Origin of the sequence: Pseudonocardia zijingensis, from assembly GCF_042657305.1 — a bacterium.
Taxonomy (GTDB): domain Bacteria; phylum Actinomycetota; class Actinomycetes; order Mycobacteriales; family Pseudonocardiaceae; genus Pseudonocardia; species Pseudonocardia zijingensis.
The window spans coordinates 210,345-228,101 of record NZ_JBHSKO010000003.1 but is presented as its reverse complement, the minus strand read 5'-3'; the positions used below and the strand labels follow the sequence as shown (position 1 = coordinate 228,101).

General features: G+C 73.0%; 1 protein-coding gene (cut by a window edge). It reads right to left on the bottom strand.

All coding sequences use genetic code 11. The features are described 5' to 3' along the window. Positions 1-17,757, bottom strand: partial view of a sigma-70 family RNA polymerase sigma factor gene (locus ACFPL3_RS08220; RefSeq protein WP_343943264.1) — the start only. 26,181 nt of this gene lie to the left of the window's left edge; the window shows 17,757 of its 43,938 coding nt (coding positions 1-17,757); the start codon lies at positions 17,755-17,757; the stop codon falls past the left edge of the window.

Genomic DNA, 17,757 nt, shown 5'->3' with positions numbered 1-17,757 from the left:
CCGCAGGCCGGCACTCCCGACGTGCCCGGCCGACAACACCAGGGTCGGCGCACCGTTCCCGCCCCGCCGCACGATCACACCAGTCGCCTGGTGTTCGACATCGACCGTGGCATCGTTCGCCGCCATCAGGTCCGCTCCGTCGAACGGCATCACGTCCGCTGGATCAGCCGGCGCCAGCCCCGCCAGCCGCCACCTGCCATCACCGATCTCCCACATCGAGACGTCGAGAAGACCGCTCGCACCGCGGCGCAAGCCCAGCTCGGCCGCACGATCCCGGAGGTCCACCCGGCGGACCAGTGATCTCCGGTGCCGCACCTCGCCGACGGGGTCCGCGGCCGCGGCCGCGTCGATGAGCCGCACCAACCAATCCACCCGGCCCTGCCCCGGAACGACCAGGGACCAGGGGCGCCATGCAGCCACCTGCTCCAACAGCCCGAACACCGCCTCGGACAACGGTCGCAGGTTCGGGCGCCCTCCGCTCTGAGCTGCGTCGAGCACCAGTACCTCTGCACCAGGCATCTGCCACTCCGGCGCACCCGGACGGTTCGACGACCTGGCGCGGACCAGCAGCGTCACGACCGTCGGAAGGAGGACGGCCGGAGGAGCGATGTAGAGGGACGCCCCACCGAACTGGATCGAAACGGCAGCGCCGAGCAGCACCGTTACCGGCAATTCGGTCGAGAGAGCGTGCAGGAGCAACTCCCGGCCCACACCGGCCGTCGGCACGTCCATGCCCTCGGCCCGTTTCGCCGCCTCCGCGGAATCCGTCGCACCATCGACGACCAGCACCGACCAGTGCAAGAGCTTGAGATCGTCTGCCCGCGGGTAGTGGCGGAACCCGTCGTACCCGGCCATCGCCGCCCACAGCTCGAAACCCGAGTAGTCGGTTCGATCCCCGACGGCGATCAGTAGATCCGCCAACTCGGGTGCCCGCTTGCCCAAGCGCCGCAGGTCCCGGTTGAAGCGGCGCACGGCCCGCTCGCGCGCGTTGTCCGCCACACGGGCGTTCTTGCTCAGATATCCGAGCACCAGTTCCTGGTCAGCCGGTGGGTGCTCTGACCGGAAGCGCCGGGCTTCGCCCAGATCGGCCTGCAAGGTGACGACCGGACCGCCCGCGACCACCGGCTCACCACGGCGGATCTGCTCGGCACGCTCGCGCGCCCCATCCCCCTGCGGGATGAACAGCACCGGCCGGTTCCCGGCCGCCACCAGCTCGGCCGCCGACTCCCCGGACACCACGACCGGTGCCCCGACCATCCCCTGCGCCTCGAGCACCTCTCGCATCGGATCGTCCGACTCCGCGATCTCCTGGAGCTCCGCCACGGACCAGGCCGACAAGCTCCGCCGCCGACCCGCCGCCGACGTCCGCGGCCTCGGCAGGGCGGTCACCATCCGAATGATCGTCCGGCGGAACCACGACGTGACGATCTCCAGCGTTCCGCGGAACGCCCGCGCCCGGAGCGGGGACTGGTGGTCGGAGAGCCCCCGATCACCGGCGTCGGCGAGCAACTCGTCGAAGTTCGCCATCACGAACGCGTACTCGTTCGGGAACCGCTCGAAGGCCGTGTGCTCGAGGGCCTCGACCGCACGCTTCGCGTCGAGGATCTCCGCTCGACTCAGCCCAGGATCGGCGAGATGCCACGGGGAGGCCGCGAACGGGTGCCGTTCGAAGGTGTGCGTGTGATCGATGCCGACGAACGTCCAGGAGCGTCCCCCGTCCCGGACGATCAGGTTGGAGAAGGACCGGTCCACGTTCCCGACCACCCGGTCGAGCAGGATCAGGCGCTGACCCTGTCGGCTCTCCAGAGCCCGGGAGTGGATCTCCCGGTAGGACAGGTTCAGTTCCGTCGCCGTACGCCCCGCCACCTTCGGCATGACGACGGCGTTCGCGTTCAACCTCGTCACGGGGGCCACCGGCGCCCGGATCGCCGAGGCGACGGCGTGCACCAGCACCTCGTAGTCGATCTTGTGCGGATCAGACCACTTGTACACGAACTCCCGGGCTCGATCCTCGACGATCAGCACGGAGGAGTCGCGACCTTCGGCGGGAACGGAGACCGAGCGGTAGCGGGGGTGCCGCTCCTCGATCAGCGAACCCATCAGCTCCCACGCACGCGTGGTGGCCACGCCGTCGGCAGCGGGTGGGGCCCGGTCCGCCCGGCCGCGCGCCATCGGCCGCAACCAGATCCACGCGGCGACAGCTGCCACCACCACCGCGACCGCGGCACCCACCAGCGGTCCGGCCGACCAGAACGCCCCACCCACGCCGAAGCCACCGGCGAGGGCACCGGCCACGTCGGCACGCGCGGATCCCACCTCGTCGCCGCCAGGGCGTCCCTCGAGCCGCCTCCGCTCGAGCTCCGCCAACCTCCTGCGGATGTCGGCGGTGGACTCAGGCCGCGGACCGGACATCGTCTCCGAGAGTTCGAGAAGCCCCGCGGCCGACCTCAGGTAGTCCTGCATCCAGGCCTCGACCGGACCGTCGGTGCGCTGCGCCATGAACTGCTCGATGTTGAACAGCAGGTCGTCGGCGATGCCGATGATCTGCTCCCGGTCACCGCCTTCCAGCAGCACAGTGCCGCCCAGCGCGTAGACGGCGACCGCGGCCTGCCGCCCAGCCGGCGTCAGGGTGCCTGCTGACGAGGACGGCAACAGCACCGTCGGAGCGTCGGATCGGGCCAGCGCACGGTTCAAGGCGTCCGCTGCCTTCGGCCCGAGGCCCAGGACGGCCCACGAGACCCATCGCCGGACGTAGTCGGCGTGCGAGTCCCCGATCACCGGCAGCACCCGCACCAACTCCCCGGCCCACCAGTCGGCGAAGTCGGCCCGCTCGGACTCCATGGTCTCGATCAGGGCCGTCAGCCAGGTGGCCTCGGCGTGCGCCGCCCATTTCAGAGTGCCGCGTCCGGCCTGCACTTCCACGAGCCGGACGATGAACTCGACGTGGCTCCCGTGCCCCGCGCGACGCGTTCCGGCCGGAACGAAGTGGTACAGCCGCGCGTGCGTCACGATCTCGTCGAGCGCGTGCTGCCCCAGCGATTCGGCTCTCTCCTCCGTCATGAGGATCGTGTCGTAGCCGGTGTGTTCGTCACGCCACGCGAAGTCGATCAGGCGATCGGCGAGCTTCCGGTCGTTGCGTTGCCTGTGGTCCTCGGTCGGGAGGCGCGTTTCCGCCAGTGCATCCACGAGTTCCGCGCGGCTCGGCACCAGCAACCGCTCCCGTTCCCGGAGCTCCGCGCGGGCCCCCAGCTCGGCGGCACGGCGCGCGGCCACGTCGTCCGCGGCCGGGCGGCCGTTCGAGGCGATCCGCCGCGCCGCCCGGAGCAGCCACGCCCGCTCCGCCTCCGTGAACTCGCGGCCGTAGGCAGCCTCACCAGCCGCGTCGATCGGGCCGTCATCGTCACCGCCTCGCCGAGAGGGCAGACGCGTCTGCGCGTTGATCTCCGCCAGCTCGTCGCGAACCTTCGCGCACGCGACGCACCCGTCCAGGTGATCGGCTGCCTTCTTCTGGTCCCGCTCCGACAGGGAGCCGCGCAGCAATCCCGGGACGAGGACCAGGCAGTTCTCGCATTCCACGAGGTCAGCAGGCTTTCGCAGGTGCCCCAGGAACGCCTGCGCGAGCCCTTCCCTCGCCCGGTAGGCCAACGCCGACACCGCGTTGGGGGTCTTCCCCAGCTCGGGAACGAGATCGGCGGCGTTCCGCCCTTCCTCCTCCGTCGCCCGGAGCACCTTCTGCCAGCGCTCCGGCAGCGACTCGAGCGCCGCCCCGGCCGCCACCTTGCGCTCCTCCTCGAGGACGAGCTCATCAGCACCGGGTAGCGGTCTGTCGTAGTTCGGCGACATCGCCAGCGGATCGACGAGGTGCAGGTTCCTCGTCGCCCGCATCTGGTCGATGTGGAGACGCCTCATCGAGGTGAGGAAGTACGCCCGGAAGGAGGTGATCGACGTTCCGCCGTTCAGGAGCGCTGTCCAGACCTTCACGAACGTCGCCTGGACCAGGTCATCGACGTCGGCGAGCTGGACGAGCTGCCGGGCCAGCCTGCGGCCGCTCTCGACGTGGCGCTGGTAGAGCGCCCCCACAGCCTCCTGATCGCCCCCGCGAACCGCCGCTACCAGCTCAGTGTCCGTGCGCGGGTCCACGATGTCCTCGTCGCGGGCGCCGACGTACTCGGGCAGGTCCAGGATCGGGCGCTGGTCGCGGCGCATGCCGGCCACCACGGCTGCCCGTGTGTTCGCAGGCGCCTCGGTGAGCACCTGGTTGCGGTCGTGGTAGCGCATCCCACCGGGGGTCCGCTCCCCGTAGATCAGGTGCGACAGACCGCCGTGATCGTCGTCCCAGGTCCAGACGACGACCTTCATGCCGACTTCGCCGTTGGGCAGGTGCTCGTCCAGCACGGCCTTCGACGCCCGCTGGAACGTGCCGTTGAACATCCCTTCGAGCCGGTCGCGCACCGCGTAGGACTGCTGGTCCTCCGGCTTCGCGCGCGGAAGGGCGTTCAGGTCGACCGCGTCCTGGTCGGTCGCGGTGAATCGCGCCTCGACCTCGCAGACGCAGTTGTCGTTCTCGGTGAGCGGCGACGGTGGGCCGTGCGCCCTCGCCTCGATCTCGGCTGCCGAGCCCTTCGCCGACGGTTCCGCCCGAACGGCGTCAGCGGGCCCGCTGGCGGCGACGGGAGACGCGTCGGGGGATTCCGAGTCCGGGCCCGCGCTGCCGCCACCCGTGGTGCCGGCACCGCCACCGGTTCCGGCGGCGCCGGTCGGCACGACGGGGTCGGTGAACAGCGCGGCGATGCCCGGGTCGCGGACCTCGGAATCCGCCTCGTCCTTCGCCTCGTCGGCCAGGCTCTCGTCCGCTTCCTGGTGCGCCGCGCGCAGCGCTTCGGGCTGCTCCTCCGCGACGGCGTCGGCGGTCAGCTCGTCGATGATCTCGGTGATGGGCGTGTCGTGCACGCGCTGCTGCTCGGCCAGCGCCATCCGGACGTCGTCGTCGGCCCCGTCCAGCACCCGGCCCAGGAGCGCGAAGCGCTCGGCGAACTCGTCGGGTCCATCGCCGAGCTCGGGGACAGCGCCGATCCGGCCGTTCTGGACGATCCGCGTCACGTCGGAGAACGTCATCCCGAACGCGTCGGCGACCTGGCGGACCGCGGCGTGCCACCCCGTCGCGACGGGCTTCTTGAACAGCCACCGGACCCCGCGGGCGCGCACGTCGTCGCGCCGCTCCTGTGCGGCGTCGACCGCGCGCTGCGCGTCCTCGCCCCGCGCCTCCCGGATCTGCTCGGCGAGCAACCGGTCGGGCGATGCCACGCCGGTCGCACCCTCGGGGAGGGTGCTCATCAGGGACGACAGGCGCTGGAACGCCCGGTCGGTGGCCTCCGGCCCGCCGGCCGCGGAGCTCTGGGCGGCGGCCGCGGCGTGTCCGGCCGCGACCTCCGCGTCCGGTGCGGCGTCCCACCGGGACGCCTCGGACATCCCGATCGAGCGGATGCCCCCGGCGAGCCTCAGCAACGCGGCGGCCGCACCCGCGTGCTCATCCCGTTCGAGCTGCTCCTCGATCGCGGCCACTGCCTCGTGGGTGACACCGAGGTCGGCGGCGGTGCGCTCGTGTTCGTGCACCGCACGGGCCTCGCCGGCGCCGACGAGGGCCCGGTAGTCGGCCAGTGCGGCGGCGACGGCGCCCTCCGCGTCGGCGAGCGCGGCAGCGGCGGCCTCGAGCTCACCCCGGGTGCTCGCCGTGACGAGATGCGAGCGCGCAGTCGCCGCGTCGCGCGCCGTCGCGTGGACCCGGTCCGCGGCGACGGCGACATCCGCATCCCGCAGGACCACGGCGCTGCGGGTGATCGAGTCCCCGTGGCCACCCCGGCCCCTCAGCCCCGCGTCCGCCTGCCGCAGGTTGGCACGGTCGGCCGCCTCGACCACCCGGCCGACCAGCGCGGCCGCCTCGCCCGCGGGCAGTTCGCCCATCTCGCCGTACCTGTCGAGGAACGTCGTGCGCTCCTCCTCGGTCAGCACGGACCGGACCATGTCGTCGTGGAGGTGGATCTCCAGCCCCGCCGAGCCGGGCTTGCCGTTGCGGGCGGTGCGCCCGAAGTTCTGCTCGATCCCGCGGCTGGAGTTGTGCACGTTGGAGACGGTGACCCGGACGCCGCCGACGTGGTTCACGGCCGGGGCGGCCTTGATGTCGGTGGCGCGAGCCGCGAGGTTCGTCGCGATCGTGACCGTGCCCGGTTGTCCCGCGGACCTCGTGATCGCCTCTTCGAACGCGATGTGCTCGTCCTGCGCGGTGAGCACCCGGTGCGCGACCTCGAGCCGTTCCAGTTCGCGGGCGAACAGCACCGCGTCCGCCGGGTCCTTGAAGTTGATCAGCTCCGCGGCCTCGGAAGTGGTCCGCGTCCGCTGCGCCACCTCGACCGCGCGGGTCCGCAGCCACGCCTCCCGGGTGACGAACACCCGGTGCGGCCGCTCGTCCAGCAGGGACAGCTCGTGCCTCGGGACCTGCACCACACGCATGCGGTAGTGCCTGCGGAACAACGACTCCACCGCCTGCGCGGTGCCGGTCATGCCGGCCACCTTCTTCTTCGGGAACAGCCGCAGGTACTTCCTGATGGTGGTGGAGCGCACGGTCTGCTGCTCCGCCGAGATCGGCAGACCCTCCTTCGCCTCGACCGCCTGCTGAAGCCCGCGGTCCCACTTCTGGCCGTACAGGCCGCGGCCCTTCAGGCTGTCGAGGAGCACCACCTGCAGGCCGTCCTCGGTGACCGCCCCGTCCGCCGTCTGCGCGGTCGACCGCCTGCCCCGCTCGACCGGCACCCGGCCGCGGTCAACCTTGCTGAGGATGTAGTCCCGATCGCGCTCCATCCACCGGGCGTCGAACGCGTTCTGCAGGTCGCGCACCGCCTGCTCGGACATCGTGCCCAGCCCGAGGTGCTCCGCGATCGCGGCACGCTGCAGCTGGGTGAGCCGCATCCTGAGGCCGGCGGTGGCTTCCACGACGCCGTCCGCGGTGAGCTTCTCGACGTGGGCGCGGGCCAGGTGCACGGCCCTGTCCCGGACGGCACCCGTCGTGTCCGCGATGCGGATCGACGTGCGGCCGTCGTCGATCATCAGCTCGTCGGCCTCGTCGACCAGCGCGAACTCGTGCCTCGTCTGGATCTTCTCGTCGGCGGCGCGAACCATGTCGTAGAGGTGGTCGAACGCGAACTCCTTGGCCTCACCGATCGTGATGTCGGCCTCGTAGGCGGCGCGGCGGGCCTCGACGCCCTTGCCCGACCGCACGAGCCGCCCGCCCTCGTAGACGAGGGCCTCGCTGCCGCGCAACACGCCGACGGACTTGCCGAGCTGCCCGAACACGGGCACGTAGGCGTCGACCGCCGACCAGGTGTCCGCGATGTCCCGGGTGAGCAGCTGCACCCCGCCGCCGGGGGTGTCGTGCGCGGCCTTGGCCATCGGCGCGATCCCGGTCAGCGTCTTGCCCTCACCGGTCGCCATCTCGAGGACCACCTGCCGCAGCCGCGTGTTCTTCAGCGCGAAGCGCAGCGGGCGGACACCGGAGATCAGCAGGCCGGCCGCCGCCTGCACCGGCCGCAGCTCCTTGCCATCCGTGATCCGGATGACCTCGCTGACCAGTGCGAACAGCTCGACGGTCCCGAGCTCACCGGCTTTCGCGCGCTCGAGCTGGGCGCTGAAGACGACCTCCCCGCCGTCCCGGATCCTGTTGACCTCGCGGACGAACTTCGTGACGGGCCTGCGCAATCCGGTTCGCGTGATCCAGCCCCACTTCGCCACCGCCTCGTGCGCCGCCTCGTTCGCCGTCAGCGCGGTGCGGAGCCGCGCCCGCTCCGCCTCGAGCTGACCGCGCCGGCCCATCTCCCCCTCGGCCGCGATCTCGTCCTCCAGCGCGCGAGCGCGAGCATCCAGATCGGCGGGGACGTTCTCCTCGAGCCGACCCCGTTCGGCTGTCAGCTCCGCCTTGCGCCCGTCGTCCGTGGTGCTGGCGAGCTCGTCGTCGAGCTCGGCGAGCGCGCGCTTCCGGTCCCGCTCGGCGTTCTCGACCTCCCGCCGAAGGCTTCTCGTCGTCGGCGCGGCCATCGGATCCGCACCCTCGTACGCGGGCAGCGCCTCGACGCCGGACCGGACCGGACGCACCCACCGGGTGCCCCGCCCGTCCTTCGTGATCTCCAGCAACGGCAGCTCGCCGTTCCCGGCCAGGTCCGCCGTCTGCTCGGCGATGGCGGCCTCGATCCGCTGCTTCTTCTTCCCGGTCTCCCGGGACAGGGCCGCGAGCGTGACACCGCGGTCGCCGGCTGCCCGGACGCGGGTCCCGACGGTGTCGGCGAGGATGCTCAGCGCCGGGTCGTCCGGCAACAGCGTGCTCCCGAGCCGACCCACCATCGGGTTGCCGTCACGGTCGAAGCCCAGCTCGACCCGCGGCCGCACGCCGCTGTCCTTGCTCTGCTTCCGGTACTGCGCGAGCCGATCGGCCAGCTCGCCCACGGTGACCTCGCGCGCTGCGGCCATCGCGGCAACGGACATCGGCGTGCCGTCGACCGGGAGCGTGGCGTCGACCTCCTCGGCGAACGCCCGCACCGGGTCCGACTCCCCGCGGAGCACCTTGCCGCCGATCACCTGCAGGCGTGGGCCGTCGCCGCGCGCACCGTCCAGGATCTCGCGGACCAGCGCCTCGGCGACGGCCCTCGCACCGACCCCCAGTTCGGCAGCCAGCGCCTCGGGCGAGCGAGCGACGCCGGGCCTGGTGGCCAGCACGATCCGGCCGGCGAGTTCGCGCTCGGCCACAGCCTTTTTGCCGGCCTGCAGCTTCGCTGTCGCGCCGGCTCGCTGCTGCGTGATCGCCGCGTGGGAGCGCTCCGTGCGCACGAGCCGGGCCGCGGCCACCGCCTCCGCCGTGGCCGGTCCACGCAGCGCGGTGGTCTGCTCCGCGTACCGGGCGGCGACGGTGCCGTCGGTGGCTCGGCGCAACGCCGTGTCCCCCAGGTCCCGGTAGGCCGCGTTCAGGTTCCCCGGGAGGCCCAGGCCGTTGCGCCCGAGGGCCTGACCCGCGACCGCGACCTTCCCGAGCGCGGCACCTGCCACGCCCAACGCCTTCACGCCTCCGGTCGTGCGGACACCGGGGACGGCCGCGAAGGACCGGGTGTGCGCCGTCTGGCTCAACCGGTTCGCCAGCGGGCCCGCGGCCTCCCCGAGCAGACCCGCCGCCCGGACCGGGGCACCCAGCACCTTGAACGGCGCCGTCACGACCTTCCCCGGGATGCTCAGCGCGCCGGCCGCGGTGTCGAGGTGCCTCGCCTTGCGCAGCGCCGCGTCGCGCTGGGAATGGAGCGCCCGGATCGTGCGCAGGTTGTCCGCGGAGTGCACCTTGCCGTGCATCGACCGCAGCGCGGACTCGGCCAGGGAAGCCTCGGCGACCGCGCCCCGGGATCCCGCCCGCAGCCCGCCGCCGGCCGGGCCGGTCACCAGCAGGACCGGCATCACGTCCGTGAGCAGCGACGACAACGGGCGATCACCGTAGTCGCGGCGCACCCGGCTCCAGTCCCCGTCGGTGACGACGGGCGACCAGCGCTGGTGGATGTCGGTGACAGGCGCGCGGACGAAGCTGCCGGTCAGCGGGTAGACCCGTTCGTAGAACTCCGCGTCCGACTCGCCCGCCCGCCGCTGGTGCGACGACCGGCTCGGGTCGATCATCGTCGCGCAGCCCGGGCAGGCCAGGCCGAGCACATCGGTCTTGCTGTCGACCCCGATACCCGCGCCGAACATCTCGTGGAGGCGGTCCTCGGCCTGGTTCACGGCCTCGATGCCGCCGCCGCCGAGCGCGAGCCAGGGCATCGACGCGGCCCCGGCCAACACCGTGACGGCGTCGCGGCCCTTCGGGTTGATGAACTCCGCCCACTCGGAGCCGTCGGCGGCGAGCCGGTCGTTCTCGTCGCCGATCGTGTCGTCGTAGACCTGGACGGCCTTGGCGGGGATCCAGTGGGCGAAGTCGAGCTGGCTGCGCAGGATCGCCATCGGACCGTGATCGTTCTTCTTGATCATCCTGTCGAGCTCGTCCTGCTGAGCCTGGGACAGGTGCCCGGCGGAGCTCTTCAGCAGGCCGTCGAAAGCCCGGAACCGGGAGCCGTTGGACTGCTTCAGGGTCTCGTCGCGGGCCTCCGCCGCCGACATGCCCTGGAACTGCCTGTACCAGCCGGTGAACGCGCTGACCTGCTGCTCCGCCGTCTTCGGGGTGGCCCGCAGGCCCGCGATGTCGTGCCAGCTGCGGCTCTTGCCGTAGCTCCAGGTCGCTGCGGCCTCGACGAGCTGGTCGTCGGTGAGGTTCGCGAGCGGACCGGTCGCACCCTTGGCGACCTTCTTGAACCAGGCGCTGTCCCCGACCTCGTTCGCCCGCATCGCCAGCGCCAGGTCGGCCGACCCCGTGGACGGCAGCCGCATGTCACCCAGGTTCGAGACCCGCCCGCCGAGCAACACGTTGTGCAGCTTCCGCGGCGCCTCGCTCACGGCCCGGTAGCCCTGCCGGGCGACGTTCACGAAGCCCGCGATCACGGCGACGTCGTCGATGTAGGACCGCGCCGCCTTCTTGCCTGCGGACCGGCCGACGTCGGGCAGCATGCCGACCAGGCCGCGCACCGCGGCGAGGTTGGCCCGCTCCCGCGCGAGGCCCGCGATCAAGGCACGGTCGGCGGTCGTCCTGGCGACCACGGCGTCGATCTGCCGCAACACGCTGCCTGCCTGCTGCGCCTTGTCATCGGCGCGCGCCCCGGCCTGCACGCCCGCCAGCACCTTTTCCGCGTGCTCGAGGTAGGTGTCCACGCGGTGCGCGCCGCGCTGCGCCCCCAGCGCCGCGTAGATCGCGAGCTGCTGCGTCCGGGCCTCGTGCTGCGCGCCGAGCAGCCCGTGCCTGGCCTGGGAGAGCGACACGTCCTTGCCGTGTGCGCCCGACCGCGCGCCGATGAGCGCCTGGATCCCGGTCTTCGGGGCGCAGAGCGGCGCGCACTGCGTCGGCGCCAGGATCTCGTTGCGCAGCGCCTGGCCGGCGGCGAAGTTCTTCTCAACGACGGAGTCGGCCCGGGGGCCGGACAGCTCCGCGAACGTCTCCGCGTCCGCAAGTGCCCCGTCGCCACGCAGGTACCGCGACCACAGCACCGGGTTGATCTTCTCGATCCGGTCGGCGAGCCGACCGACTTCGGCCCGGGTCAGCGTGCCGCTGGGCCGGGCGCCCGCCCGCTTCCGGAGCTTCCCAGCCAGATCCAGCACCGGTTGGAGGGCCCTGGCGCCCTTGCCGGCGCGCCATTCCACGTAAGCGGCCCCGTTCAGGTTCCGCAGCACGGCCTCGCCACGGTCGCGCAAGGTCTGCGAACCCGGGCGCAGCTTCGCGGGCACCGCCGGACCGATCGCCGGCCGACCGGCCGAGACCAGCCCGAGCGCCTTGGTGACGTCCGCGGTGGGCTCGACCCACTTCACCCGCTCGCCTGCCGGAGCCGACCCGGCGCTGCGACCACCTTCGCCCGCGACCCGGGACTGGAGGCCGCCGTAGCCGTCGGCCTCGGTGTACATCAGCGCCGAACGACCACCCTTGCCGGAGGTGCTCACCCACCCGTCGTAGGCGTCCTGGCCCCGGGCCGAGCCCTTGCCGTTCAGGAAGGCGATCGCGCCGCCCCCGCTGCCGTCGGCGCGGCGGGTGAACTGGACGAACGCGTTCTCCTCGCTCTCGCCCTCGCCGGTCGTGACCGTCTGGACGTCGGACCCGCCGTTCTTCTCCCAGACGTCGGACGCGGTGCAGGAGCCCCCGGCGTGGGCGGTGCAGGTGTTGACGGCCCGGCCGCCGCGCTGGGTCGGAGCCTTGTGGGTGGCCGCGCAGTCGCCGCACTCGATCGTGATCCCGCCCGGGGCGTGGATCGCGCCGACGCCGTCGAGGCTGACCGACCCGCCGAGACCCTTCCTGTTCGCGGTGACGATGTCGACGGCACCCACGGCCATCGGGGTCCGGTACAGCTCGGGGAGGGTCTTGGTCTGGTTCCGGCTGGTGACTTCGAGGCCCTCGGCGGTGCGGCCGTGCCCCATGCCGTTCCAACTGATCTTCGACGGGCTGAGCAGCTTGTCGCGACCGGTGAACGTCACCTTCGGAGCCCGGATCGTGAAGGTGTCCCGGCCGAACTTGCTCCCCGGCACCTTGCGGCCGGTGATCTTGATCAGGCCCTTGCCGTCCCCGAGGCCCGTCTTCCACACTCCCGGCCGGCCGTGCGCGTCGACCGACCGCACCGGGGAGCCCTTGGGGCCCGTCAGCGCCGCGTAGTTCGTGACGCCGGGGGCCACCGCCTTGAACACGACCTTCGAGCCGCTCGCACCGTCGATCACCGACCCGCGGCCGCGGACCGTCGCCCGGCCGTCGCCCGCGGCGGGGCGGCTGATCCCGGCGAACGACTCGCTCGACACCCGATCGCGGCCCCTGCTGTTCGGTGCCGCGGCGGGACTGGAGACCTGGAAGGTCTTCGACCCGTTGTTCGGCGTGTAGGAGGCCCGCGGGCCCCCCTTCCCGCCCGCCGAGCACGCCGTCCCCGTGGTGCAGGCACGGACCCCCGTCGACTTCGCGGGATCCGCCGAGCTGACCTCGACGCCGGGGCGGGCGTCCGCGGGGACCGTCTGGCCGTCGCGCACGAACTCGTACCGGTCGGAGTCGAACGCGGCGCAGATCGCACACCGCGGACGCGCCTTCACCGTCCAGCCGGCCCGCGCCCCGGACTCCTCGTCCTCGACCGTGCCCGGAGCAGCCTTGCCTGCGGGCCCGCCACCGGCGGTCCGAGCCTTGCGCTGCTCGATGGCCCGCTGCCGCGCCGCGTACTCCTGCCGCCCGGACAGGCCGATGTTCACATAGGTGGCGGGGCCGACCACCACGGACAGCCGCGAGCAGTCTCCGGAGCAGCCGACGTCGTTGCCGCTGCGGTGGACGCCGCAGCCGGTGGAGCTGGTGCAGGTGCCCGACTTGTGCTGGCTCCACTGGCGGAACGGGTCGAGCCAGGTCTTCGGCGTGGTCCAGTGCGCGGTGAACTCGATGTGCGCCGTGGCGCTCTTGCTGCAGTGCGCGGGGTTCGAGCACGACACGTTCGCCTGGGCGTACCCCGGGCCGGCGTCGGCCTGCGCGGCGACCCAGCCGCCGCCGGAACCCATCCCGCCGCCACCGGAGTCGTGCGCGTACGCCGACGCCCACGAGCCCGGCGCGGAGGCGTGATCGGACGCGGTCACCGACCAGGAGTGCGAGCAGGAGGTGCCCGCGCTGCCGGTGCACGAGGCCCCGGCCTGCGCGAAGCCGCCGGTGGCCTGCGCGGTGGCGCTCACCGCGACCCAGCCGCTGCCCCTGCGCCCGCCGCCGTGACCGGACGCGCTCGCGGACGCGGCCCCGTTCGCGGCACCTGCCGAGACCCCAGCGCGGTAGTGGTGGCGGCAGTGGGTGCCCTTGCTGCCTTGACAGGAGGCCGCTGCCATCGCCTGGCCCGCGCCGACCTTCACCTGGGCGGAGACGGCGACCTCACCGTGTCCGCGCCGGCCCCCACCGTGGCCACGCGCTGTGGCGTGGGCGGCGCTCCCGGGCGAGCCGGCGGTGGCCCGCGCCCGGTAGGAGTAGCGGCACTTCTGGCTGCCGGTGCACGAGGCGGCCGCCTGCGCGGCGCCGTGCGTGACACCGACCTGGCCCGCGATCCGGCAGGTTCCGGTCGCCGCTGCCCGGCAGCCCGCCGCGGTGCGAGCGGACGCGCCGCCCTGCCGGGCGAAGCCGCGCAGCGTCGCGCGGCATCCCTTACCGGTGCACTCGGCGTCGACCTGCGCGGCGTTCTTCTGCGCGAGGCCGCCGGTCCCGGTGGTGCAGGAGGTGCGGTTGCCGCAGGTGGCGGTCGCCCGGACGGTGGCCGGGTGGTTCCGGGCGCCCCTGGCGACGGTGTGCGACCAGGTGCGGGTGGCGCAGCCCGCCGTCGCGCCGCCCGAGCAGGACGCGGTGATCGACGCGCTCGTGGAGCGGAGGTGGTCGCCCGCGGTGCGACTGGTGCTCACCGTCATCTGCGCGGTGCACCCGGTGCAGCGGGTGACGCCGTGCGCGGTGGTGCTGCTGTGCCGCGCGGGCGGACCTGCCCTGACGGCGGCGTCGCCGGTGACCGCGGTGCGGCAGCCGGTACCGGGGCAGGAGACCTGAGCGGTGGTCTCGCCGGTGGTGCTGCGCTTCGCGTCGCCGGACGCGGTGGCCTGGACGCCGGCCTGGCAACCGTCGGCGCCTGCGATGCAGGTCGCGGTCTCACGGGCGTGGCCGGGGGCCTGTGCGGTGAGTGTGAGCCGGCAGTCGGGGCCTGCACACTCGCCGGAGGACGAGGAGATCGACCAGAGCGCCGGGGCGTTCTTCACCGGCTTGCTCGTCTTGCGCTGCTCCTTGATGACGTCGGCCACGACCTGGCCGGTCCCCGCCGCGGAGCTACCGGTCACCCGGCACGCGTCGGCCGAGGAGACACAGGTGGCGGAGGTCAGGGACTTGGCTGGTGGGCCGCGCGAGCTCCCGGCGCCGTTCCCGTCGAGGGGGGTGTGGCTGCCCCAGGCCGCGTGCGTGGCGCGGCCCGTGCAGCGGATGCCCGCGGCGCAGTCCAGGGTGGCGTCGGCCATCGCCCAGCTCGACGCGCCCGACACGGTCGGTGCGCCACCGCTGGCCGACGAACCCGGCGCGGTGGGGGCGATCGGCGTGGCGCTGTGCGAGCCCGGCTCGGTGGGCACCTGCGTCGTGCCCTCGGCGACCGTGGCGTTCGCCGTGGACGTCCCGGTCATGATCGGAGCGATCTCGCTCGCGTTCGGCGCCGTCGAGGAGCCCGAGTTGATCACCGCGCTGCAGGTGCCGCCGGAAACCCGGTCGCACCCACCGACCGCGTAGGAGCCGTGCTCGGCCGGCGACACCGCGGGTCTGACGGCGGTGGCCGCGGTGCGCGCCACGCTGGTGCCGCACTCGGCGCCGGTGCAGGTCAGCTGCGCCCCCGCAGCCGACGCCGCCGACGGACCGTGCCCGAGCCGTGCCGGGTTGACCGAGCCGTCCCGGGCCAGCATCGCGGTGGCGCCCGGACCCGAGAGGGCGGTGGACGTGGACCGCGCCTCGCACTGAGCGGTGCCCGAGCAGGAGGCCTGGTCGGTCGAGGTCACCGGAACGCCGTTGTGCACCGCGCCGTCGAAGGCCTGCGAGGTGGTGCGGACGTGCCCGCCGCAGGCCGCGCCGCCGACGCACTCCAGGTAGCCGTCGGAGGTGGAGACCGTGGAGGCACCACGCTGGCCGGACACCGCGTAGTCGTTCGCGGACGAGCCGAGCGAGGTGCTGTGCCCGCCGCATGTGCCTGCGCCCACCACCGTGCACTCGGCGCTGACCCGCGAACCGCGGTAGTGCAGCGAGTAGGTGGCGTTGCGGGCGGCCACCCCGGTGGCCGTCTGGACGGTGCAGCGGACGTCGCCGTTCGCACAGGTGCCGGACGTGTCGCCGGTGGCCTTGACGACCGTGGTGCGCTTCGCGCTGTAGCCGGCGGTGGTGTTCACGTCGCCGCCGCAGGTGGCACCGGAGCTCTGCGCGATGCAGCTCGACGTGGCGATACCGGACTTGACGCGGACGTCGCCCTTGGCGGTTCCGCTCGTGGTGCCGCGCAGGGCGGACAGGCAACCAGCGGTGGCGCAGTCGATGTCGGCGTGCGCGGCCACGTTCGTGGTGAACTTCGGGCGCAGCTTCCCGGCCGCGGTGCTCACGGCCTCGCGGTGCAGCGCGACCTCGGACCCCGCCTCGCAGGAGCCACCCGCCACCGAACACTTCTGCGTGGCCGCGGTGGAACGCACCACCTTCTTGCCGTTCTTGTAGATCGGGGCGGCCTCCGCGGTGCCGGTCGAACGCACCTCGCCGATGCCGTGGCACCCCGCGGTGGCGCAGTCGACGTCGAGCCCGGCCCGCACGGTGGTGTCGCTCTTCCCGCTCTTGCCGACCTCCACCCAGGAGTCGACGCCGCAGCCGGTGGTGGCGGAACACGCGGTGCGCGCGCTCGACGTGCCGTGCGCGGCGCTGCGCAGGTCCAGCCGGGCGGCGGAGTCGGTGCGCCCGGTGCTGTCGCTCGCGCAGCGGCCGTTGCCGATCGCGCACGCCGACTCGGTGCGCTTGGCGGTGGCCGTCACGCGCTGGGTGCACCCGCTCGTGTCGCCGGAGCAGGCGGCGGTCGAGACGAGCTTGCCGCGCTGCGCCCGGGACGAGCAGCCCTCGAGATCGCAGCCCGCGCCGGCCTTCGACCCGCCCAGCTTCGCGGTGACCCGGAAGCCCTTCGTCAACCCGTTGATGCCGATCCAGGACTGCTCCGCGGTGTCGCCGTCTGCGGACCGCGCCGCGGCACCGCACGCCACGAACGCACCTCCGGCGGCGCACCCCGCGGTGGCGCCCTCGTCCTCGAGATCGGTGGGCACGTCGAGATCGCGGTCGGTCGCGTCCAGGAGGTCTGCGGTGTCGTCCGCGACATCGGCGCGCAACGACCGGTACTGCGAGGCGTGGGTCCGGTAGGCGCTCCGGGTCAGGGTGCCCGCGCCCACCTTCTTCTTCTCCCGCGCGAGCCTGGTCTCCCAGCGGGCGAGCTGTCCGTGCCCGGCGACGACCTCCTCGACCGCCTCGGCGTCGTCCTCGTGGACGCCCTGCCGGGCCTTCGCGGCGGCGAGCTCGAGGGAGCGGTGCTTCGCGGCGAGCTTGCGCAGCTTCGCCTTGCCCGCCTTCGTGGTGGCCTTCTTCTCGGCGGCGGCCACGGCCGTCTCGCTCCGGGAGAGCCGCACCTGCGCGGTGAGGTACCTCTCGGTGGCGTTGCCGGCATCCGCCGACGACTCCTTCGACGGCCGCTCGCGATCCGTCCGCGACGAGATCACCTCGTTCACGACGTTGGTCAGGCGCGCCACCTCGTCGGCTTCGATGCCGCGTGCTGCCGCCTTGCGCGCGACCTCGCGGACGACGCCCTTGCCCTTCGCGGCGGGTCGCTTCTTCACCACGTCGTCGATCGCTTCGCGGATCGTGGGGGCCGACGGCTTCGTCTTGCGAGCGGAGGCGGGCTTGGTCGCCTTCGCCGGCCGCGAGCGCTGGTCCTCCCGGGCGACGGCACCCTTCCCGCCGCGGGCCCGCTCGATGGCCGCCTTGACGTTCTTCGCCGCCTTCTTGACGGCTTCCTTCTTCTTGCTCGTCTTGCCGGCCTTCTCACCGGACTTGTCGCCGGCCTTCTTGCCCGGCTTCTTGCCGGCGCCCTTCTTGCCCTTGTCCTTCTCGCCGGCGTTCTTCTTGCCGGCGTTCGCCTTACCCTTGGCCTTCTTGCCGGCGTTCTTCTTGCCCTTGCCCTTGCCGGCGTTCTGCTTGCCCTTGCCCTTCTTGCCCGCGTTCTTCTTCCCGGCGTTCTTCTTCCCGGCGTTCTTCTTCCCGGCGTTCTTCTTGCCCTTGTTCTTCTTGCCCTTGTTCTTCTTGCCGGGGGTCTTCTTGCCCGCGTTCGTGCTGCCACCTCCCTTCAGCACGAAGCCCTGAGCCATCGCAGGAGCCGCCGCCACCGCTGCCGAAGCGGGCGTGGCGAGGAACGCCGACCCGCACCACAGCACGACGACCGCGCCGGCCACCGTGAGCGTCCACCGCACCACGAGCCACGCCCGGTCGCGCGCCGAGAGCTGCAGCCGCACGGGGGCAGCAGCGCACGCGGGGAGGCCGGTGGCCTCACCCTCGTGAGCGATCTGCCCAGACAT